Genomic DNA, 22,278 nt, shown 5'->3' on the forward strand with positions numbered 1-22,278 from the left:
GCAACAAGCAACCATATTAAAAACTTATGGTAATAAAAAACGCCGATAGGGTATATCGGCGTTATAAAAAAGCACAGCGCACAGACTAACAGCAATGACAAACGTGGTTAGCGATATTCACGACCAGTTTGAGTTTTTCCCATTGCTGCTCTTCCGACAACGTATTGCCCTCTTCGGTAGAAGCAAAGCCACACTGCGGACTCAGGCACAGTTGGTCCAGCGCTACATAACGTGTTGCTTCAGTAATGCGCTTTTGTACTTCATCGGCGTTTTCCAATTGCCCATTTTTGGTGGTGATAAGCCCCAACACCACTTTCTGATGACCTGGCTTGATGAAGCGCAGCGGCTCAAATCCACCCGCCCGTTCGGTATCGTATTCGAGGAAAAAGGCATCCACATTCACTGTCCCGAACAGTGTTTCCGCCACAGGTTCATAGCCCCCTTCGGAAATCCAGGTGGAGCGGAAATTACCACGGCAGACATGCAGGCCCACCACTAAATCGGCCGGTTTGCCTTCCAGCGCTTTATTAAGCACTTGCGCATAGGTACGGCACAGATAATCCGGGTCATCGCCACGCTCACGGATCTGGCGTCGCTGGTCTTCAGAGCACAGATAAGCCCACACCGTATCGTCCAGTTGCAGATAACGGCAACCTGCATCATAGAAGGCACGGATGGCATCACGCCAGGTCAGCGCCAGGTCGTCGAAGTAGTCGGCCAGATCAGGATAAACAGTGCTATCAATCACTTTACGACCGCCACGGAAGTGCAACACGCTCGGGCTGGGGATCGTCATTTTAGCGACAGCATCGCCAGACACTCGTTGGAGGAAACGAAAATCCTCCAGCATCGGATGCTGGGGATTAAAGCTCACTTTGCCGGTGACTTTTACGCCACGGGCTTTCGTCTGTACACCAGTGAACTGGATGCCCTGCTCCGCTTCATAACGTTCCACACCATTGAGGCTGTCGAAAAAGTCAAAGTGCCACCAGGCACGACGGAATTCGCCATCGGTCACCAATTGCAGACCCGCGGCACGCTGCAATTCCACAGCACGCTGGATTTCCTGATCTTCGACATGGCGTAACGCGGCGGCATCGATCTCACCGGCCTGAAACTGTAAACGTGCCTGCTTGATAGCCGCCGGACGCAACAAACTGCCGACCACATCGGCACGAAACGGAGGAAGGGCTTGTGTCATGTTTTGCTCCTGCACGTCTGACCCCAAATGGCCGACTTCAGGCGTTTGGTTTCAGACAAGTCGATTTTTAGATGAATGCGTTTTCAGTAGAAATAGTTTTCTATATAAATAGTTTTTAATAAAAATAATTTCGCCACTGAATTTTACAGCCATCCAGACGGCTAGAAGTAAAACTATCCTGTCATGCATTTTTCTCAACGACAATGGAGGAATTTTCACGACACATGAAATAAATTCATTTTCATCTTCAATTTGTTGCAGAAACACTCGTTGAGGAAGACGTCAGGTCATCAAGACCGAGTGCTTGTCTGGTTTGCTCACGTACCTGTTCTGGCAAGGGCAGATAGCCGTCCTGGCTGACCAGCGCCTGCCCTGACACTGACAGCACCCGGTCCAAAAATGCGGCTGTCAGTGGTTCCAGCGGCCGGCCCGGCGCTTTATTCACGTAGATATAGAGATAGCGGGTGTAAGGATAACGTCCGCTACGGATAGTGTCGGCGGTCGGTAACACATAGTCGTCTTTGTCGCTGGCAGCCAGTGCCATCACCCGCACCCCACTGGCGCGAAAACCAATACTGGCGTAACCGATGGCATTCACCGATGCTGCCACCGCCTGCACGACTGAAGCTGAGCCAGGAAGCTCATTGACCTGCGGCAAAAAGTCGCCACCGCACAACGCTTGTTGCTTGAAAAAGCCATACGTGCCAGACGCAGAATTACGGCCATAACGCAGTAGCGAGCGCTGTTGCCAAACGCCGCTTAGCCCCAACTCCTGCCAGCGCTGCACCGTTTTCCCCGCGCCACAGCGGCGGGTTATGGAGAAAATGGCGTCCAGTTGACGCACCGTTAGTCCGGTTAACGGGTTATCCTGATTGACCAACACCACCAGTGCATCCAGTGCGACCGGCACGGCCGTTGGCGCATAGCCATAATGCTGCTCGAACGCTTCGATTTCGCTACTTTTCATTGGCCGACTCATCGGCCCCAGTTGCGCCGCCCCTGCTGCCAGTGCCGTTGGCGCTGAGGATGACCCCGCCGCCTGAACCTGAAGATTAACACCGGGATGATGCTGGCTGAAATCCGCCGCCCAGAACGTCATCAGATTCGCCAGTGTGTCGGAACCCGCACTGGAAAGGTTACCCGCCAGCATCGCCTGTGGCGCAGCAGCAAGCTGACCAGACAGGCACAACAGCAAAGCAAACAGGTAATAGATGGGTCTCATGTGCGCTTTCCATCGGAGTGAAAAGTGAAAGAAGTGAAAGACAAGAACGCACTATTCTCGGCACTGCGGCGGGGACAATCAAGCCCCGCCGCATGGCTTAGCGCAGCGGATTCGCGGCATTCTGATTTAATACCGAGCGGACAATCAGCCGATTTGGCAATGTAAACATGAAGCGGGATCCCGCGCCTTCTTCGCTGAGGATCTCCAGACGAGAGTCATGATGACTGAGTGCATGTTTGACGATAGCCAGCCCCAGTCCACTGCCGCCAGTCTGGCGCGAACGGGCTTTGTCGACACGATAAAAACGTTCCGTCAGACGGGGAAGATGTTCTGCGGCAATGCCCGGACCGTTATCGCTAACCTGGAACTGCGCGCCCTGCGGCGTTTGCTGCCAGCACACCTCAATACGCGTGCCTTGCGGCGTGTGGTTCACCGCGTTATATACCAAATTCGACACCGCGCTACGCAACTGTTCCTCATTGCCGAACACCTGTAACTGTTCATTGACGCGAAACACAATCTCATGACGCCCCTGACTCAAGGTATCCGCTTCGCGTTTGAGCACCCGCAACATCAGCGGAATATCCACCTTCTCGCTAAGATCGATAGCCGCGGCCGCTTCAATACGCGACAGTGTCAACAGTTGCCGCACCAGCCCATCCATCCGGCGGGTTTGTTCCTGCATGGTGTGCAACGCCTTCGCCTGCAAAGCACCATCCAGCGATTCGTCGTTCATCATTTCCAGATAGCCTTGCAACACCGTCAACGGCGTGCGCAGCTCATGGCTGACGTTGGCGAAAAAGTTACGCCGCGCCCCTTCGAGTTGGTGCATTTGGGTGACATCACGCGCCACCATCAGCAACTGCCCTTCTGAATACGGCATCACCCGGAATTCGACATGATGCGCATTTTTCAGCGTCAGCGTCAGCGGGCGGCTGAAATCTTGCTGTTGCATATACTGGGTAAATTCGGGGTAGCGCAACAAGTTGAGGATATTCTGTCCATTATCTTCCGGCCAGCGAAAACTCAGCAGGTGCTGCGCCAGCCGGTTACACCAAATGATGACGCCCTCTTCGGTGGTGATGACCACCGCATCTGGCAGCGATTCCGCCCCACTGCGGAAACGTTTGATCAGCAACGCCAGCTCGCGCCGCCGACGGCGATTACGCAACTGCATTTGGTATAAACCGTAGAATAACGGCTCCCAGCTCCAGCGGCCGGGCGGCGGGGTCATACTGCGGTCAACCCACAACCAGTAGGACAAGCGCAGTTGGTTATAGAAGTTCCAGCACAGCGCCGCCAGCACCGACGCCAGTAAAAACCAGGGCAGATAACCGATTATCAGCCCCAGCAATAAGCCGGGCAAACAAAAAAAAGCCAGCTCCAGCGCCAGCTTTTTCCAGGACAAACGTTCTAGCACGTCAGATTTTCTCCGGGACTCACGCTATCAATAACGTGTTGAGAAACGGTATCCAGTTCCCCGAACGGTCTGAACCATCTTGTCGTGTCCACTGGTCTCCAACGCCTTGCGCAGACGACGGATATGGACATCCACAGTACGATCCTCAACATAAACGTTAGTGCCCCACACGTGATTGAGCAACTGCTCACGACTATATACCCGTTCAGGGTGAGTCATAAAGAAATGCAGCAGTTTGAACTCCGTCGGCCCCATGTCCAGCGCGTGCTCTTCCGTGGTCACACGATGAGAGGAAGGATCCAGACTTAAGCCACGCATTTCGATCACTTCTTCCACCGCCATCGGCGAAATCCGACGCATCACCGCTTTGATGCGCGCCACCAACTCTTTAGGTGAAAACGGTTTGGTGATGTAATCATCGGCACCGACTTCAAGACCGCGAACACGATCTTCTTCTTCACCACGGGCCGTCAGCATCATGACCGGAATATCCCGCGTCAGCGCTTCACGCTTCATGTGCTTGATAAACTGTAAACCGGACCCGCCGGGCAGCATCCAGTCCAGCAGCACCAGCTCAGGATAAGGCTCAGCCAGACGGTTTACCGCACTGTCGTAATCCTCGGCCTCAACCGGCTGATAGCCGTTCTGCTCAAGCACGAAGCACACCATCTCGCGAATCGGCGCTTCATCTTCCACCACCAAAATACGTCTTGCCATATCAATCCTGCCGTTAATCGTCACGGTTAGCGTGCGGTGTGCATTATGCGTCAGTTTTATGACAGATTTATGAAAAATCCCCCGACAAACCACGCCCCTGACGCGGCCTTGCCAGCACCTCCGCCCGGCTGATTTTCTCCGCTCTACCACGCTATGTTGCCATGTTCATACAGATATTATGGGACATGCCCTAAACTGCACGCCTATAATCGCCGATGATAAAGACGCGGCGTTTCGCCATTAACTACGGTGCCCGCCTTGTGCCGTTGTCTGAACACCGCCAAAAACAACATCTCGTTTGCACTCACCTGCAGGGAGTCTCATGCGAATTATTCATACGTCTGACTGGCATCTCGGTCAGTACTTTTATACCCGTAGCCGTGCGCCTGAGCATCAGGCTTTTTTGCACTGGCTGGTGCAGCAGGTTGAGCAATATCAGGCCGATGCAGTAATAGTAGCAGGTGATGTGTTCGACAACGGCGCACCGCCCAGCTACGCCCGAGAAATGTATAACCAGTTTGTGGTGGCGTTGCAGCGTACCGGTTGCCAGTTGGTGGTACTCGGCGGTAATCATGACTCCGTTGCGACCCTGAACGAATCCCGCGCGTTGCTGGCCTGCCTGAATACCCAGGTATTCGCCGGTTTTGACGGCGATATCCATGAGCAGGTGCGGATACTGAATAACCGCGACGGCGAGCCCGGCGCGATGCTGTGTGCTGTTCCGTTCCTGCGCCCGCGCGATGTACTCACCAGTCAGGCGGGCCAGTCTGGCGCGCAAAAACAGCAGGCGTTACAGGACGCAATCGCCAGCCATTATCAGCGCTGCTACCAGCTCGCCTGCGAGCAGCGTGCCGCCTTGGGGAAAGAACTGCCGATTGTACTCACCGGGCACCTCACCACCGTGGGCGTCGCCACCTCCGATTCCGTGCGCGATATTTACATCGGTACGCTGGATGCCTTCCCGGCACAGGCTTTCCCACCGGCTGACTACATTGCGCTTGGGCATATTCATCGTCCACAGCGTGTGGCGCAATGCGAACATATCCGCTACAGCGGCTCACCTATCCCCCTGAGTTTTGATGAGCTCAATCATGAGAAATCGGTCTATCTGGTGCACTTTGAGCAGGGGAAATTGCAAGAAGTCACCGCGCTGACGATACCGAGCGAACAGCCGATGCAACTGGTGAAAGGCAACCTGCCAGAGATAGAGCGCCGTCTGGCCGGGTTTCGCGATTATCATGGCGACAAACCGGTATGGCTGGATATTGAAATCGCCACACAGGACTACCTGAGCGATATCCAGCAACATATTCAGGCACTGACCGAGCCACTCAATGTGGACGTGATCCTGCTGCGTCGTGCCCGGGAACAGCAGCAACAAATGCTGGTGCAATTGGAAAAAGAGACGCTGGAAGAGTTACAACCGGCTGAAGTATTTGAACGACGTCTGGCGCTGGAAGACGGTCTGGATGAGGCTCGCCAGCAACGTCTAAAAGGATTGTTCAATCGGGTTATGCAGGAGATTGACGCACAGCGACAGGAGACGTCCGCATGAAAATTCTTAGCCTGCGCCTGAAAAACCTCAACTCATTGCAGGGCGAGTGGAAAATCGACTTCACGCGCGAGCCGTTTGTCAGCAATAGCCTTTTCGCCATCACCGGGCCGACCGGTGCCGGGAAAACCACCTTGCTGGACGCCATCTGTCTGGCGCTCTACCACCAGACACCACGCCTGAAAGTCAGCCCCAGCCATAACGAATTGATGACCCGCCACACGGCAGAATGCCTGGCTGAGGTGGAGTTCGAGGTAAAAAATGTCGCTTACCGTGCGTTCTGGAGCCAGCGTCGCGCCCACAACAGCCCGGAAGGCAATCTGCAGCCTCCCAAGGTTGAGCTGGCACTGTGCGCCGACGGCAAGATCCTGACCGATAAAGTGAATGACAAGCTGACGATGATAGCCGACCTCACCGGGCTGGATTTCGATCGTTTCACCAAGTCGATGATGTTATCTCAGGGGCAGTTCGCCGCGTTCCTCAACGCCGATGCCAATCAACGGGCAGAATTACTCGAAGAGCTGACCGGCACCGATATTTATGGACAGATCTCCGAACGCGTCTTTGAGAAACACAAAGAAGCCCAAAGCCAGTTGGAAACCTTACGGGCGAAGGTCGCCACGCTGGAATTATTGAGCGACGAGCAACGCCAGGCGCTGGAACAGCAACTGGAGGCCATCCGCCAACAGGAGCAATCCCTATCGATACACCGGGAAGAGGTCCTGGCGCATCAACGCTGGTACGACACGCTGCTACAGCTCCAGCAGGCACAACAGCACGCGCAACAACAGCATGCGGCACAGCAACAATTACAGCAACAGTCACAACCGCAACTGGATAAACTGGAACGTGGCGAACCGGCGGAAAAACTACGCCCCCGCTTCGACGAGCGTGGGCGGGCGCAACGGGAAAAACAGCGGCTGAGCCAACAGTTGACGAATGTGCGCCAGCAAATCAGCCGCCAGCAGGAAGCGCTGAACCAACTGAAAACACAGCTGGAAAAAGCGCTGTCTGCACGCCAGCAACATGCGGACTACCGCCAGCAACAAGAAACCCTGATCAACGAGCGAATTCTGCCGCTTGATCATCACATCGCCACCCTGCAGACACAGCGCAACCAGCAACAGCAAGCGTCAGATAATCTGGTTGAACAGCAAAAAATGCTGATAACCACGCTGGCCCGATTGCAGCGCCAGCAAGAACAAACACGGCAACGGCTGGAAGATATTGATACCTATCGCCAGCAGCATAGCCGCCACCAGTATCTGGGCAGCCATATTCCACTGTGGCAGGCGCAATTCCCGCAACAGCAGAAATGGCAGCAGGACCTGCACGTCGTGCAGGAAAAGGCGGCGCAGCAGCAGATTCAGGCGGAATACCTTGACCAGCAGCGCGCTTCGCTGGTTGAGAAACAGCAGGCGCAGCAAAATGCCAGTGAGCGCGCCCAACAACTGCTGAATGACCATCTGAAGCAGGATGAACAGATGGAAGCGGAACACCCGCTGGCAGGCTTGCGTCAGCAGTTGGCACGGCGCATGGCGGAACGTCCGGAGCGTCAGCAACTGGCTACCAGCGCAGCGGTGCTGCAACGGTTGATTAGCCAGCGCACCCTACTGGAAGCGCAACAGCTAGAGACGCTACAACGGATTCAAACGCTGGAAGAACTGCAAGTGCAGCAACGTCGGGATTATCAAAATCAGGCCAGCCATCTGGCGGATCTCGATAAACGTCACGAGCTGGAACTGCACATCGTTAGCCTGGAGAAAGAACGCCAGCAATTGCAACCGGGCAAAGAATGTCCGCTGTGCGGTTCAACGCATCACCCGGCGGTGGAGCTTTATCAGGCGTTGCGCCCCTCAGAAACCCAGATTCGATTGCACGCGCTGCGTCAGGAAGTCGAGACGCTGAAAGCCAACGTCGTGCAAACCGAAACCCAGCTTCAGTTGCAAAAACAGCACCGCCAGCAGCAACAAAACGCTCTTGAAAGCGTCCAGCGTGATTACGAGTCACTGCGGCAACAGTGCCAGTCGGTGAGTGAGCGTTTACTGGTGAGCTTCGATCCACTTCAATTGCCGACGCTACACCAGTGGATTGAATCCTGCGATGCTCAAGAACAGTCGCTGCAGGCGCAAATTGCCAGTCGTGAGCGCAACCAACGTCACATTCAGGAAAGTAAGGATTTACTCACGTCTGCCCAGCAACTGCTGGCGCAAACCGTACAACAGCTGGCGCTGAACAGCCAGCAGCAGGAGGCGTTGCAGGCATCACGGGATGAATTGCGGTTATTACTGGATAAAACCGAACGTGAACTGGCTCGGCTGCACGACAGCCTGAGCCAAACGATGGAAACCTTCGGGCTGACCGCGCCGACACTGGCGCAGCAGGAAGAGTGGTTACGCCAGCGCCAGACAGAATGGTTACGCTGGCAGGAAAACGAGCACGAACAGAATCAGTGCCGCCCACAACTGGCCGCGCTGGAAGCGGAAATCATCGCCAGCCAGCGGCGACTGGAAGAGACCGAGAACGCCATCAAAACCGGCCAGTTGCAGTTGACAGAAACCCAACACACGCTGGAACAGGCACAGCAACAACGCTGGCAATTGATGGGCAATCAGGCGGTCAACGACGTGCTCAAGCAATTGCGGCAGGTCAGCCAGACACTGGAGCAGGAAGGCCTGCAAGCGCAGCAGCAGTGGCAACAAGGCCAGTCACTGCAAAGCCGTCTTGGCGGGGAAATCGACAGTCTGGAACAACAAAGCCAGCATGCCGATACGGCGTTACAACAGCTTCAGGCCCAGTTTGCCGAAGAACTGGCCGCCGCCGGGTTCGATGACGAAACCGCGTTTCGTCAGGCCTTGCTGGATGAGGCTGAACGCCAGCAGCTCGTCACCTTAAAAGAGCGTCTTAACCAGCGCCAGCAACAGGTCGATGCCTTGCTACAACAGGCGAATAGCGCGCTGGAACACCATCTGGCGTCGCGACCGGAGTCCATGCCGGAAGGCATCAACGACTGGGATATCCGCCAGTTACTTTCCGGACTCGGCGATATGGTAAAAGTCGAAGCCGAACGACAAGGCGAGTTACGCCAGCAACTGGTCAGTGACCAGCAACGCCGCGATAAGCAACGTCAGTTACTTGAAGCTATCGAACGTGGTCAGCACGTGTGTGATGACTGGGGCTATCTCAATCAGCTAATCGGTTCGCAAAAAGGCGATAAATTCCGCCGCTTCGCACAAGGATTGACGCTGGATCACCTGGTGTTCCTGGCCAACCGCCAGCTCTCGCGGCTGCATGGGCGCTACCTGTTGCATCGCAAAGCGTCTGACACGCTGGAGTTGCAGGTGGTCGATACCTGGCAGGCTGACGCGGTACGCGACACCCGAACCTTGTCCGGCGGCGAAAGTTTTCTGGTCAGCCTGGCGCTGGCGCTGGCGTTATCCGACCTGGTGAGCGCGAAAACCCGTATCGATTCGCTGTTTCTTGATGAAGGGTTCGGCACACTGGATGGCGAAACGCTGGATACCGCGCTGGACGTGCTGGACAACCTCAATGCTTCCGGCAAAACCATCGGCGTTATCAGCCATGTGGAAGCGATGAAAGAGCGCATACAGGTACAGATTCGGGTCAAAAAGCGCAACGGCCTCGGCATCAGCCAGCTCGACAGCGTCTACGCAGTAAAATGAGTCATGCCGTCAAATGAGTCATCAGGGGACGTCGACGACGTCCCCTGTCATCGACATGCTTCTCAGTTATGATTTTCGGTTATGATTCTCGCGGCCACAACCAGGCCGCACCGCGCACACCGCTGGAGTCGCCGTGCATCGCCTGTCGAACCGGGGTGTCACACTCACCGCCAAATACCCACTGCTTTAACAGCGCGGGGACGGTGTCATACAGCCGCTTCACGTTGCTCATTCCCCCACCCAGCACAATCACATCAGGATCCAGCACATTAACGATGTGCGCCAGCGACTTCGCCAGCCGCTGTTCATAGCGCTGCAATGCCTGCTCCGCCAGTCGGTCGCCCTGTTCAGCCAACGCAATAATCTCATGACCATGCCGTGCATGACCGCTCAAACGTTGATAATCCATGCCAAAGCCAGTCCCGGAAATAAACGTTTCGATACACCCGGTACGGCCGCAATAACAGGGCATGGCCTGCTGGTCGCGCCATTCGTCCTCATCCATCCACGGCAATGGGTTATGACCCCACTCACCCGCAACACCGTTGCGCCCACTGTGTACCCGTCCATCCAACGCCATACCCGCGCCACAGCCAGTACCGATAATCACCGCGAACACCTTACTGGCTCCTGCCGCGGCACCATCCACCGCTTCGGATACCGCAAAGCAGTTGGCGTCATTCGCCACCCGTACCGGTCGGCCCAACCGTTGCGCCAGATCCTGATCCAGCGGTTGCTGATTCAGCCAGACCGAGTTGGCGTTTTTGACCAGCCCGGTTACCGGTGACAACGTACCGGGAATACCAATACCCACACTGCCGCCTTGCCCGGTGGCCTGCTCCGCCATCTCGACCAGGTTGGCGATAGCAAGCAGGGTTTGACGATAATCGTGGCGCGGCGTCGCCACTCGATAACGAAAGGCTTCCTCACCGTCATTCGTCAACGCGATCACCTCGATTTTGGTGCCGCCCAAATCAATACCTATTCGCACGTTGTCTCCTGTTTATCTACCGAGCCCATTAGGTAGATGTCGATAATGGTCTACCAAACTCACGTATGACTGACGATGACATTATCGTAATCGTACCGCCTCTCACCACAATTCGTTATTATGCCCGCTGCGATTAACCCTTGCGTCTTGAAACTCGCTTCGTGTTATCACGAGAAAGCGCGCCAGAGACGCGCCAGTCTGGGAAGAAAAATGCTGTGGTTTAAAAATGTGATGATCTATCGCCTGAGTCGCGATATCAGCCTCTCTGCGGATGCCATGGAGACACAGCTGGCCTCCTTCGCGTTCACCCCCTGCGGCAGTCAGGATATGGCCAAAACCGGCTGGGTATCGCCGATGGGCCCTCACGGTGATGCCCTGACGCACGTGACTAATGGTCAGATTCTGATCTGTGCGCGCAAAGAAGAGAAAATCCTGCCAGCTCCCGTCATCAAACAGGCACTGCAGGCCAGAATCGACAAACTGGAAGGTGAACAGCACCGTAAACTGAAGAAAACTGAAAAAGACGCGCTGAAAGACGACGTATTGCACAGTTTGTTGCCTCGCGCCTTCAGTCGTTTTAGCCAGATTTCGCTGTGGATAGACACCGTCAATCATCTGATTATGTTGGATGCCGCCAGCGCCAAGAAAGCGGAAGATACACTGGCGCTGCTGCGTAAAACGCTGGGGTCGCTGCCGGTGGTCCCACTCACGATGGAAAACCCGATTGAACTGACGTTGACCGAATGGGTCCGCTCCGGTCAAACGCCCGCCGGTTTTACCTTGCAGGACGAAGCCGAACTGAAAGCTGTGCTGGAAGATGGCGGCGTGATCCGCTGTAAGAAGCAGGAACTGGTCAGTGACGAGATAGCCACCCACATCGAAGCTGGCAAAGTGGTCACCAAACTGGCGCTGGACTGGCAGGAGCGCATCCAACTGGTGCTGGCGGATGATGGCTCACTCAAACGGCTGAAATTCGCCGATACGCTACGTGAACAAAACGACGATATCGACCGGGAAGACGTGGCACAACGGTTTGATGCAGATTTTACGCTGATGACCGGTGAAGTCGCCGCATTGATAGCCAGCCTCACCGAAGCCTTAGGTGGCGAGGCACAACGTTGACCGGTAATCAACGTCAGCCTCTGGACGCCGGGTAACCCGGCGCCCTGTTGATTTACAGCTTGAAGTGGCTGATGGAGGAGTGCAGTTCTTCAGATTGCGATTGCAACGATGCGAACGCAGACGCCGCTTCCTGCACCATGGCCGCATTCTGTTGCACCATCGAATCCAGTTGCGCGACAGCCTTGTTAATCTCCTGAATCCCGCGCATCTGTTCTCCCGATGCATGTGTGATTTCTGACATGACCGTCGTTACCGACGATACGCCGCCGACAATCTCCGTCATGGTGTTCCCGGCCTGGCGAACCTGACGCGAACCGACATTCACGCTCTCAACGGTAGATTCGATCAACGCCTTAATCTCTTTCGCCGCCTGCGCACTGCGCTGCGCCAGATTACGCACCTCACCGGCCACCACGGCGAAACCACGCCCTTGCTCACCCGCACGGGCCGCTTCCACCGCCGCATTCAGCGCCAGAATGTTAGTCTGGAAGGCAATGCCGTCGATAACCCCGATGATGTCGCCAATCTTGCCGGACGCCACCTCAATCTCTTCCATGGTATTGATGACTTCGGATACCACTTTGCCCCCGACACTGGCATCGTTCGCCAGCGCCAGCGCCCGGTCATTCACCTGCTGGGCAGAACTGGCTGACTGGGTAACAGTCGCGGAAATCTGCTCCAACGCGGCAGCGGTCTGTTGCAGGCTGGCAGCAGCAGCTTCGGTACGGGAGGCCAAATCGTTGTTGCCGGTCGCTACTTCATCGGTCGCCATTTGCAGCGATGTACTGATATCGCGAATCTGCAGCATGATCATGCTGAGCTTATCGACAAAGCTATTGAACGAACGGGCGATCTGCGACACCTCATCGTGGCCCTCATCCGGCAGACGCTGGGTCAGATCGTTATTACCGTGGCTGATGTCATCCATGGCGTCACGAATCTGCAGCAGACGACGCAGCGACGCGCTGATAAGCAGCCCCAGCACCACCGAACCCAGAATACTGATGATCACCAGCGCGATAACCGACGTCCACAACAGCGACCCCATCCCCGCCGTGGCTTCCGCCTTATCCAGCGCGACCAGCACATACCAGTCGGTGCCCGCTACTGGCTGAGTTCTCACCAGCATGTCACGGCCACTGATATTCAGTTGTGCCGGGCTGCTGGATTTCAGCACCTGTGCCAGATTCAACTGTGGGGCTATCTCAGTCAGCTTTTTCAGTGTCAGTTTGGCATCCGGGTGGGCGATAATCGTGCCATCAGCCTGAATCAGAATGCCATAGCTGGACGGGGTTGGATGGATGGCTTTGACGTTGGCGATGACGCTGTCCATCGTCACATCACTGCCCAACACCCCTTTGACGTTACCGCCATCCAGCACCGGAGCAACAAACGATACCACGATGGTATTGGTGGCCATGTCCAGATAAGGTGCTGTCGCGACAGCCTTCCCTTCTCTCACCGCCTGCTGATACCAGGGGCGAACGGTCGGGTCATAAGTGGGTGGGATACCGCCAGGGTCTGAAAATTTCGCCGTGTGATTGGCATACCCCATGTAAACATTGATGAAACTGCCTGCGGCCGCCATCTGTTTGAATACCGGGATGGGGTCGTCATTGGTTAACGCAACGGCGTTGAGTGAAGTAATAATTTGTTTTTTAGAGGCAACCCAATCACTGATCGCCAGACTATGACCAGCGGTTACGGCAACAAGCAGGTTATTGATAGATTCATCGTTATATTTATCGGTTACCCGGTAATTTAAAAACGTATTAATGACCAAGGCAACCACAATGATAGCCGTACACACAGCCAGAATTCGAGCGCGAATAGTTTTGAGCATAATGACCACGTTATTATTGAAATGCTTCCCTAGATAACTACACCGATCGCCTCATTGGTGACGAGGCATTCCATTCGAAGAAAAAGGAAACCATCAGCCATAAGTATCACTTACCATCACGCGGACTCACGACATCGGAGCCCAAAGCAAGGTATCGTTACAGGAAAATACAATGGCTGACACCAGATTTACAGACTTATCTGAAATTTTTTCTATAAGAAAAGAATATTGCTTTCCAAATTAATAACAAAAAAACAATATAGGGAAATATATATTCTCACTATCACCATCGGTTTTTCTGATAATAACCAAACGTCACTATCGCTATAAAACGAAATAGCAAAACGTTTCGACGGAAATATGACAACAACATGATCAACAGATTACGGGGACACAGAATGTGCAAAATGCACCACTGGCCCCAAAAGAAAACGGCTACCGATTACGGCAGCCGCTTATCACGAAAAGAAACCAGTAGGGATTACAGATAGCGGCACAGATAAGAGGACGGCTCGGATACTTTCAGTTTGAATTCGCTTTTTCCCGGCACGTTGAACACGGCACCAGCTTCGAACAACTGCCATTCCTGTGCCCCCGGCAGCAACACGTTCAATGCACCGCTAACGACGGTCATTTCTTCCGCCTGACCGGTACCAAACGTGTACTCTCCTGCTTCCATCACCCCAACGCTGGCACGACCGATGCGGCTACCGTCAAACCCGATGGATTTTACTTTTCCTTCAAAATACTCATTTACATTCAGCATAATGCCAACCCTTCTGTTAAAAAATCAGTTGTCCGTCAGGCCGCAGGCAGACGCAGCGTCTGCATCAGTTCGCAGACAATCGCGGCGGGGGGTTGGGTCGCATCGACCACATAGTGCGCGACATCCTGATACAACGCTTCGCGTTCACGGAGTACCGCCTCCATTTCCTCAGCAATAGGCCGCCCGGTCAATGTCGGCCGCTGGTGTGCCTGTGGGCTTGCCTGCAAGCGTAACGCCAGTTCCCCGGCTGGCGCGAACAAATAGACGACCGTTCCGTGCGCACGCATAAACTGGCGGTTTTGCTCCAACAACACCATGCCGCCACCGGTTGCCACCACACGATTCGGTGTCGCGACAGCCTGCAAGGCCTCGCTTTCCCGGCGACGAAACCCCGGCCAGCCTTCCACTGCCACCACGTCCGCCACTGTCATGCCGCTGGTGTGCTGCATAAAAATATCCGTATCGACAAACTCATAGCCAAGCGCCCGTGCCAGCTCACGGCCGACGGTGGTTTTTCCGCACCCTCTGGCGCCGACCATAAAAATGGGTTCTGTCATGTCACGACCTGTCCTTCTTTTTCTCAGGCTAGCTCTGCGCAACAACGTTGCCGTCAGCCTGCGCCTGTCGAACCAAGAGCAGAATCATACAGGCAATAATCCTCATTAAGAAAGCCTCCGTACGGCTCTGGTACGGGGAAAGCCACTTCACGCCAGCTTTCCGCACAAATCCAGCACAACACGCCACGATTTACACCAGACATGGCTAATCTTCCCATGAAACATCGACTGCTATTGATGGTTCTGTTACCAACAATAAGGCCGCCCAAAGGCGGCCTGCATAGTTCAAATCGCACTCACACGCTAAAGCGATCAACGCGAAGGCAATCAACATAAAGACAATCAATCTAAAGACAATCAATAAGTATGGAAATACTCTTGAATGACTTTCGGATCACTGGTTCGAGTCAATGCCAGCATCAACAGAATGCGCGCATGTGCCGGGTTAAGAGAGTCAGAAACCAGACCTGGCAGTTCTTCATCCGGCGGCACAATACCATTACCTGTGCGGGTAGAACGCATCACAACAACGCCTTTCTCCAGCGCCTTGCGCATACCGGCAATACCGCGAACGGACACTGAGCCCGCGCCCATACCGGCATAGACGATACCTTTTACGCCATGCTGGATAGCCGCGTCATACAGATATTCCGGGTCATCCTGATAGCCATAAAGAATGTCGACTTTCGGCAGTGAAGTCAGGCCACGCACGTCGAACACAGACCGGGTGGTATGCAGCTTGTCGATACGGTTTTGGTAGTAAATGCGGTTACCAATGATGACGCCCAGGTAGCCTTCTTCATTCGCGCGGAACGTATCCAGCGTTGAGGCATTGCTCTTGGTGATGTAGCGGGCAGAGCCGATCCGATCATTGATCACCACCATCACGCCACGACCGCGAGACTGCTTGTCACCCGCCACGCGTACCGCTTCCAGCAGGTTCATCGGACCGTCAGCACTGATGGCCGTTGCCGGACGCATCGCGGCGACAAACACCACCGGCTTGTCACTTTTTACCGTCAGATGAAGAAAGTAGGCCGACTCTTCCACAGTATCGGTCCCGTGGGTGATCACCACACCATCCACATCATCCCGTGCCAGCAGTTCATTCACTCGCTGGCTCAGCTTGAGCACCACATCACCGGTCATGTTTTCGCTGGCCATGTTGGAGAACTGCTCCCCCTTCACATTGGCCAGTTTCTTCACCTCAGGCACAGCGTTGATGAGCGTATCCACGCCAAGCGCGCCAGCCTTGTAACCTGTGGTTTGGGTACCCGTTGCCGCTGAGCCGGCAATTGTACCGCCGGTCGCCAGGATAACGATATTGGGCAGTTTATCTGCGGCACTCGCCGTAAAAACAAAAAATACAACCAGAACAAACAGAGATTTAAACCATCTTTCCATAACAGATTCTCTTTATTTGGTCAGAGGATGATCGGTCTGTTTTGCCATAACACCAGCACTAGCCGATCATTTTTTCTCGTAAAACGCATTAGCTGCCAGTCTGCAGGACTGGCATCGGCGTTTATGTTGCAGTGCCATAAGAATTATGTATATCACCTAATAATCAACAGGAGAGCCAGATCACTGAATGACCTAATTATTTTCAACCAACACGTTTCAGGGGAGGAAAAAGACGAACGATTGACGAACCTGCATCAGGTAGCGCATGTCATCAACGCTGATGCGATATCGCAGAGCTATTTTACCAGGCTGGCTATTCCGGCATGGTCCAGACGTTATGAGCGATATCCACCATATGCCGTAACTTGGCCCACTGCTGTTCTTCCGTGATCCCCTGCTGTTCGCCGTGTCCAAAGCCACACTTCGGGCTGATGGCTAACTGTTGCAACGGTACATACAACGATGCGGTATTAACGGCCATCCTGACTGACTGCGGCGCATCCAGCTCAGCACAGTGGGAATCGATGACCCCCAGCACCACCTTTTGGCAACTCACCTGGCGTAACGGCTCCAGCCCAACCGGGCGGCGGTCGTCGTACTCGATAAACAAGCTGTCTACCGACAGGTTCGCCATCGCATGCCCCATGACCTCACGCCCACGGCCATGCACCCAATTGGGTGAAAAACGGCGACAACACATGTGCAGGCTGATAAACATATCCTGTGGACGTTGCGCCAGTGCCTGATTCAGAGTACGGGTGCAACGCTCAAGTAACTCAGATAATTCAAACCCGGCGGCATTTTCCCGCTCCATCATTTGACTGTCGCACAGGCGAGCCCAAAACAGATCGTCGAGCTGGATATAACGGCAACCCTGGCGATAAAACACCTGGATAATTTTGCGATACACCGCAGCCAGATCATCACAAAATGCATCCAATGACGGATAAACCTCATTGGTGCGAATCGCCGGGTACATCAGCATATTTGGGCTGGGCAGGGTCTGTTTCGCCAGGTTTTCCCCGCCCTCACCCACCGCCTGATGCAAAAAGCGGTAATGGGTCAGAAAGGGGTGACTGTCGCCAAAATCAAGTTTGCCCACGATACGTAATGGGTGGGGCATATCACCGTCAGAGGAAATGGTCTCATCAACCTCGATCCCCGTCAGACAAGAGAAGAAATCCCCAATACCATTGTGAACACGCAGTTCGCCGTCGGTAATCGCGTGCAAACCGCACTCTTTCTGGCGCTCGACCACATTCAGCACTTCTTCGTTTTCGATTTCAGTTAGCCGATCACGGGTCATGAGCCCTTGCCGCCATGCCAGACGAGCCTGCTTTAAACGAGGTGGCTGCACAAAACTGCCTACATGTTCAGCATGAAACGACGGGTAAGGTTTCTTTACTGTGCGCATCTCACGCGTTCTTTTGGTTTAGACGACTGGTTTAGACGACACTGTTGGCTTACACGAGGGTTTACACAACATTGTCAGCGCTTCAATGCGCTTTAGTTTGTTCGGGTTATCATTATTGAGCTGGTGAACTGTCACCATTCAGCCCACCGAGGTCAATAGATGAAAGCGGGTGATTGTCGCATTGATTACTTCACCAGAACAAATAACAAAAATTAATTATTTTTCCGCCATCAATTAAGCCGCTTGGTGAAATCATAACTGCCTGCCATCGCGGGTTGCCAAACCGCTGGTCTACCCGCAGTAAAGCATTTATAAGATAAAAATACCCACAAACTGACCGCCATCTTTATGATTCAACGGATGATTTTCGTCAATCAGCTTGTTGTATCTCATATCGATTGTGCGCGCTTGCTCGCAAGGTTGGGAATCGCCACACGTTGCTCGCACTCACATCGCGTGCCTTTTGTTGACGCGCCGTTGTCATCAATCGCTGGTACACTGGACGTCAGTGCACAGCCCACAATACCGACAGCCCGATACATTCTGTTCAGAATACGCACTGTTTTCACTATCCATTCTGACTTTCCGGAGGACCCCAATGGATTTAGCCCTGTTTGATCTGGACGAAACCCTGATCTGCGCCGACAGCACCGGCTTGTGGTTACGCTGGCTCGAATCACAGGGATTCGCTGGCAAAGAGCTGCTGCAACGGGAAAAACACCTGATGCAGAGCTACTACGAAGGTACATTGGCGATCGAAGATTATATGTACCTCTCACTGTCGCCACTCATTGGGTTAACCACAGAGACCGTGTCCGCCTGGATAGAACGCTTTATCCAGCGTGATATTCTGCCCCGCCTCTACCCGGCAGCACGCGAACAAATGGCGTGGCACCGCCAGCGTGGCGATACCTTGGTGGTCATCTCCGCCAGCGGCGAACATTTGGTAGGGCCGATTGCCCGTCACCTGGGAGCCGATCACGCGCTGGCGATCGGTGTGACCCTGGAGAACGGCCGCTTTACCGGCGACATTCACGGGGTGCCAACGTATCAGCATGGCAAGGTTACCCGCATCCGTGAATGGCTGACACAACGTGACGCCGAGCCTTTTGGGCAACTTTACGGTTACAGCGACTCGCTTAACGATCGTGCCATGCTGGAATTCGTTGATCAGGCTTATGTCGTCAACCCGGTGCCTGAACTGGCGGAATTAGCCCGAGAGAAAGGCTGGCGTATCTGCCGCTGGGAACGCTAGGCCCACCGACTATTATTCTCAACTATTTCAACATCCCGGCAGGTGGCAAGTTCGGCAGTTCCACCGCGTTTCTGGTGGAGCATTTCCCCGAGCGTCGCGCCTTTATCGCCAGCAGGCAGTTTGCCACCCAAGGGGCCAGCACTCTGATGGCCTCGGCATTCGGCCTGGGATTATCACAGTCATTGAGCGAAGCCCAGATTCGGGACTGGGGATGGCGTCTTCCGTTTGCCTTCGGTTTGTTGACTGGCCCGGTGGGGTTGTCTATCCGCCGTCATGTACATGAACCAGCAAACTTTGCGCAAACAGAGAAAACGCAGGCACCGATCAAAACCCTGTTTACCCGACAGAAAAGACTGCTCCTGATTGCTGTCGGCCTGATGGTGATTACACCGCTGGTGGGGCTGTGGGCAGAAAAAATCGGACGCCTGCCGCTGATGTGGGGATCACTGCTGTTGCTGGCGGCGACTATCTATCCGGCATTCTGGTTGATGACGCAATATCTGTCGGCCACCTCACTGATTATCGCGGTCGGGTGGATGGCGTTGTTGAAATCGGTGTATTTCTCCACCGTACCGTCGATGATGGCCGATCGGTTTCCGATCTCGACCCGCGCCACCGGCAGTAGCCTGGCATCCAGTTATTACCTGATGTTCACCGCCTTGATGAGCGTGCTGGCGCTGTGGCAAACCCAGTTACATCACCACTGATGACAGCCCCATCCCCGTCAGAGCGGCTCTGATGGGCTCCGTTATAGCAAACTCGCTCACACCACCGTTCAGGCAGGTGGCAAGGAGCTGTCACCTTCGCCTAATGTACGCTGCAACAAGGCCGTATCCAACCAGCGTCCGTGCTTCATACCAACGGAACGTAACGTGCCTGCCAGTTCGAACCCCAATGACAAGTGCAACTGCAGCGAGGCTTGATTGCCAGTGTTAGCGACGACCGACACCACCTGACGGTATCCCCGCAGCTCAGCCCGTCGCAAGGCCTCGGACAGCAAGCGCTTACCTAAACCTCTTCCCACCTGCTCCGGGTGCAAATAGATAGAATCTTCCAGTGTGAAACGATACGCGTAGCGCGGGCGATAAAACCCCAGATAGCAGTACCCTAACACCTGCTGATTTTCCGTTGCCACCAGCCAGGGTAAGCCAGCATCACGAATTTTCCGCCAGCGAGCCAACATCTCCGCCTCATCGGGCGGTTCCGTTTCAAACGTCGCAGTGCCATGCAAAACATGATGGGTATAAATATCCTGGATAGCGGCAATATGCTCTTCTCTGGCATCCTCAATGAGAATCGTGGTCATTCTTGTATCCTTGTCAGAACAGCGAGTGAGATGAACGCCGATATGGCGGCCTCATCACTCACTAAAAGGGCAACTCATAGCCGCCAGCTTAACCAACGCCCGAACGGAGCAACAGAAACAATTACTTATACCCAAAATAATTCGAGTTGCAGGACAACACGCTCGCGTGTTGAACAACGCGATGCGTTGGCCCTTTAGGGCAAGGCACGTTAGAGCCTTGTAACGCGGCAAGAGAGTGACAAATTCGTTGGGAACGAATTTGACCAGCCAACGGCTGGCCTCTGGTGAGAGACAGGATGTCTCTCATTTCATCCCGATGAGCTTACTCAGGTAAGTGATTCGGGTGAACGACAAATCGGCATACGCCGATTTGAACGCTGCTTGCAGCGGCCCGAAGGGCGAGGCCCATTGATGGGCCGAGTAACGCAGCCAACACACCTGCAACTTGAAGTATGAAGGGTATATACCTGTAATTAGAACATCTCATTGTAACCAATAAGAAAATAAGCGGTGACGAGGCCATCAGAGACAGGAACTTACTGGCGTGGAATGTAGCTGAGCAAGCCGGGAGAAACGGCTGTCCATGAAAAACCGATATCCATGAAAAACCAGTGACATGAAAAAGCATTGTTCATGAAAAAACATGAACCCTGTGTTTGAAAAGACCAAAGGAATAAAATTCAAAAATAGATAACCACCTGATAATAAATCAGGCTATTAATGCTATTTAATATAGAATAAATCGTCAGCAATACCTTTGCATATCAACTAGTTTGCGGCAATTCGCTGCTTCCCGGCAATTTCCAGGCAACATCACCAGAACCTGCGTTCAATAGATGCTGTATTTTCTCGTACACTTCCGCTGCCGACATGCCGCTATATAAGCCCTGGCTATAATAACCAAACTCAGCCGCACTCGCTGGCGCACGTACACCACTCAGAGTGGGATCCGTAGATGAAATACGTTTCCCGGTAAATACATTATAACTTTCACTCTGACCATCAGGATATTTCACGACAGACACCAGCACGCCGCCATACAGCGGGATACCGGTCATCCGCAATGAGCGCTCCACAGTGGATTCATTGTGCTGTTTCTGTAATTTTTCTTTAGCTAAACGCTCGTCCAGTGATGATGCACTACGATCACGCGTATCAGTAACATCGTTGGAATTATTATCCTGAAACTGATTATTTAGCGAATCATTTGTTTTCCCTGTTTTCAGGGAAACAGACTGATTAGCGCCCAGAGCATCGTTGCTGTCACTTGAGCTACTATTCGCAACATAAGTCTGCTGTGGATAGGAAGACGATGTAATGTTTTGATTCTGAATGCCTGATATAACCACGATATCACTCCTTTTTTCTAACGAAAACATGCCTCTAAGGGCACTGATTTACTACCGCGACGTAACACCAATACACCGAAAAAAAACAACATACCTGCCAAAACATATATCAAAAAGACGGCTTAACAGATTTACCCCCGGACATACCCTTCATACGTCAAGTGATATTGGCCTTCCTTCACTCACATTATTTACAGGTGGTACCGTCTAAAACTATCAGGAAATAGAAAGAGTGGTTTACAAACCACACGGTGCCATCTCATTTTTCACACCGTGTGAACGAAATAGATAAATACAGATCCACTCCTAAAATATATCGGCCATTTTATTTTTTCATTAATACGAAAAAAGCATAAAAACGCTCACAAAACGAGCGCATCAGAAATATTTAGCCATAACTGTAAAGAGAAACCTGACAGTTCCTTAGCATTTCAGCGAGCTGTCATGTTTTCGTCATCTGCAGCTGCTACCGTGAC

At 53.6% G+C, this 22,278-nt stretch carries 17 protein-coding genes and 1 pseudogene; 5 read left to right on the forward strand and 13 right to left on the reverse strand.

What is annotated here, in order from left to right:
• Positions 1–85 precede the first annotated feature (85 nt).
• The 4 genes from FAZ14_RS04690 to phoB all read right to left on the reverse strand — a co-directional run bounded on the left by FAZ14_RS04690 (position 86) and on the right by phoB (position 4,560).
• Positions 86–1,201 (reverse strand): cobalamin-independent methionine synthase II family protein, encoded by a 1,116-nt coding sequence (locus FAZ14_RS04690; protein WP_029456384.1) that lies wholly within the window; start codon positions 1,199–1,201, stop codon positions 86–88.
• Positions 1,202–1,448: 247 nt separating this feature from the next.
• Complete coding sequence (locus FAZ14_RS04695) at positions 1,449–2,423, reverse strand: PstS family phosphate ABC transporter substrate-binding protein (protein WP_016941751.1); 975 nt, start codon at positions 2,421–2,423, stop codon at positions 1,449–1,451.
• Positions 2,424–2,520: 97 nt separating this feature from the next.
• Complete coding sequence (phoR, locus tag FAZ14_RS04700; RefSeq protein ID WP_038903649.1) at positions 2,521–3,843, reverse strand: phosphate regulon sensor histidine kinase PhoR; 1,323 nt, start codon at positions 3,841–3,843, stop codon at positions 2,521–2,523.
• Between the two features lie 27 nt (positions 3,844–3,870).
• Positions 3,871–4,560, reverse strand: a complete 690-nt coding sequence (gene phoB / locus FAZ14_RS04705) for a phosphate response regulator transcription factor PhoB (RefSeq protein ID WP_012883719.1) — start codon at positions 4,558–4,560, stop codon at positions 3,871–3,873.
• 322 nt (positions 4,561–4,882) lie between these two features.
• Here phoB and sbcD point away from each other — a divergent pair, with 322 nt between their 5' ends.
• A complete protein-coding gene (gene sbcD, locus FAZ14_RS04710) occupies positions 4,883–6,115 on the forward strand; it encodes an exonuclease subunit SbcD (protein ID WP_016941749.1) in 1,233 nt (410 codons plus the stop codon).
• Entirely contained in the window at positions 6,112–9,795 is a 3,684-nt protein-coding gene (locus FAZ14_RS04715; RefSeq protein ID WP_153508111.1) for an AAA family ATPase, read from the forward strand. Before sbcD ends, FAZ14_RS04715 begins: the two co-directional genes overlap by 4 nt.
• A gap of 79 nt (positions 9,796–9,874) precedes the next feature.
• Here the strand turns inward: FAZ14_RS04715 and mak are convergent, their stop codons facing one another.
• Complete coding sequence (mak, locus tag FAZ14_RS04720) at positions 9,875–10,786, reverse strand: fructokinase (protein ID WP_016941747.1); 912 nt, start codon at positions 10,784–10,786, stop codon at positions 9,875–9,877.
• A 210-nt stretch (positions 10,787–10,996) separates the two neighbouring features.
• Here mak and rdgC point away from each other — a divergent pair, with 210 nt between their 5' ends.
• Entirely contained in the window at positions 10,997–11,908 is a 912-nt protein-coding gene (gene rdgC, locus FAZ14_RS04725; protein ID WP_016941746.1) for a recombination-associated protein RdgC, read from the forward strand.
• Between the two features lie 52 nt (positions 11,909–11,960).
• On the opposite strand, the gene FAZ14_RS04730 is transcribed toward rdgC, so the two are convergent.
• The 6 genes from FAZ14_RS04730 to FAZ14_RS04755 form a co-directional block, all read right to left on the reverse strand.
• A complete protein-coding gene (locus FAZ14_RS04730) occupies positions 11,961–13,751 on the reverse strand; it encodes a methyl-accepting chemotaxis protein (RefSeq protein WP_016941745.1) in 1,791 nt (596 codons plus the stop codon).
• Between the two features lie 481 nt (positions 13,752–14,232).
• The gene (ppnP, locus tag FAZ14_RS04735; RefSeq protein WP_016941744.1) at positions 14,233–14,517 is read right to left on the reverse strand and encodes a pyrimidine/purine nucleoside phosphorylase; all 285 of its coding nucleotides are present in this window, start codon (positions 14,515–14,517) and stop codon (positions 14,233–14,235) included.
• Positions 14,518–14,552: 35 nt separating this feature from the next.
• Complete coding sequence (aroL, locus tag FAZ14_RS04740) at positions 14,553–15,074, reverse strand: shikimate kinase AroL (RefSeq protein WP_016941743.1); 522 nt, start codon at positions 15,072–15,074, stop codon at positions 14,553–14,555.
• A gap of 53 nt (positions 15,075–15,127) precedes the next feature.
• Complete coding sequence (locus FAZ14_RS04745) at positions 15,128–15,277, reverse strand: hypothetical protein (RefSeq protein ID WP_153508112.1); 150 nt, start codon at positions 15,275–15,277, stop codon at positions 15,128–15,130.
• Positions 15,278–15,431: 154 nt separating this feature from the next.
• A complete protein-coding gene (locus FAZ14_RS04750) occupies positions 15,432–16,478 on the reverse strand; it encodes an asparaginase (RefSeq protein ID WP_016941742.1) in 1,047 nt (348 codons plus the stop codon).
• A gap of 313 nt (positions 16,479–16,791) precedes the next feature.
• The gene (locus tag FAZ14_RS04755; protein ID WP_016941741.1) at positions 16,792–17,892 is read right to left on the reverse strand and encodes a 5-methyltetrahydropteroyltriglutamate--homocysteine S-methyltransferase; all 1,101 of its coding nucleotides are present in this window, start codon (positions 17,890–17,892) and stop codon (positions 16,792–16,794) included.
• 598 nt (positions 17,893–18,490) lie between these two features.
• Here FAZ14_RS04755 and FAZ14_RS04760 point away from each other — a divergent pair.
• Both FAZ14_RS04760 and FAZ14_RS04765 read left to right on the forward strand, forming a co-directional pair.
• On the forward strand, positions 18,491–19,147 hold the full coding sequence (locus FAZ14_RS04760; protein ID WP_016941740.1) for an HAD family hydrolase: 657 nt from the start codon (positions 18,491–18,493) through the stop codon (positions 19,145–19,147).
• Positions 19,126–19,854 (forward strand): annotated as a pseudogene (locus tag FAZ14_RS04765) (MFS transporter); the annotation flags it as partial. The gene FAZ14_RS04760 and the pseudogene FAZ14_RS04765, both read left to right, overlap by 22 nt.
• A 68-nt stretch (positions 19,855–19,922) precedes the next feature.
• Here FAZ14_RS04765 and FAZ14_RS04770 read toward each other — a convergent pair.
• Together FAZ14_RS04770 and FAZ14_RS04775 are read right to left on the reverse strand one after the other, a co-directional pair.
• On the reverse strand, positions 19,923–20,453 hold the full coding sequence (locus FAZ14_RS04770; protein WP_016941738.1) for a GNAT family N-acetyltransferase: 531 nt from the start codon (positions 20,451–20,453) through the stop codon (positions 19,923–19,925).
• A gap of 764 nt (positions 20,454–21,217) precedes the next feature.
• The gene (locus FAZ14_RS04775) at positions 21,218–21,802 is read right to left on the reverse strand and encodes a hypothetical protein (protein ID WP_016941737.1); all 585 of its coding nucleotides are present in this window, start codon (positions 21,800–21,802) and stop codon (positions 21,218–21,220) included.
• Between the last annotated feature and the right edge of the window lie 476 nt (positions 21,803–22,278).

Origin of the sequence: Dickeya oryzae (assembly GCF_009372235.1) — a bacterium.
GTDB lineage: Bacteria > Pseudomonadota > Gammaproteobacteria > Enterobacterales > Enterobacteriaceae > Dickeya > Dickeya oryzae.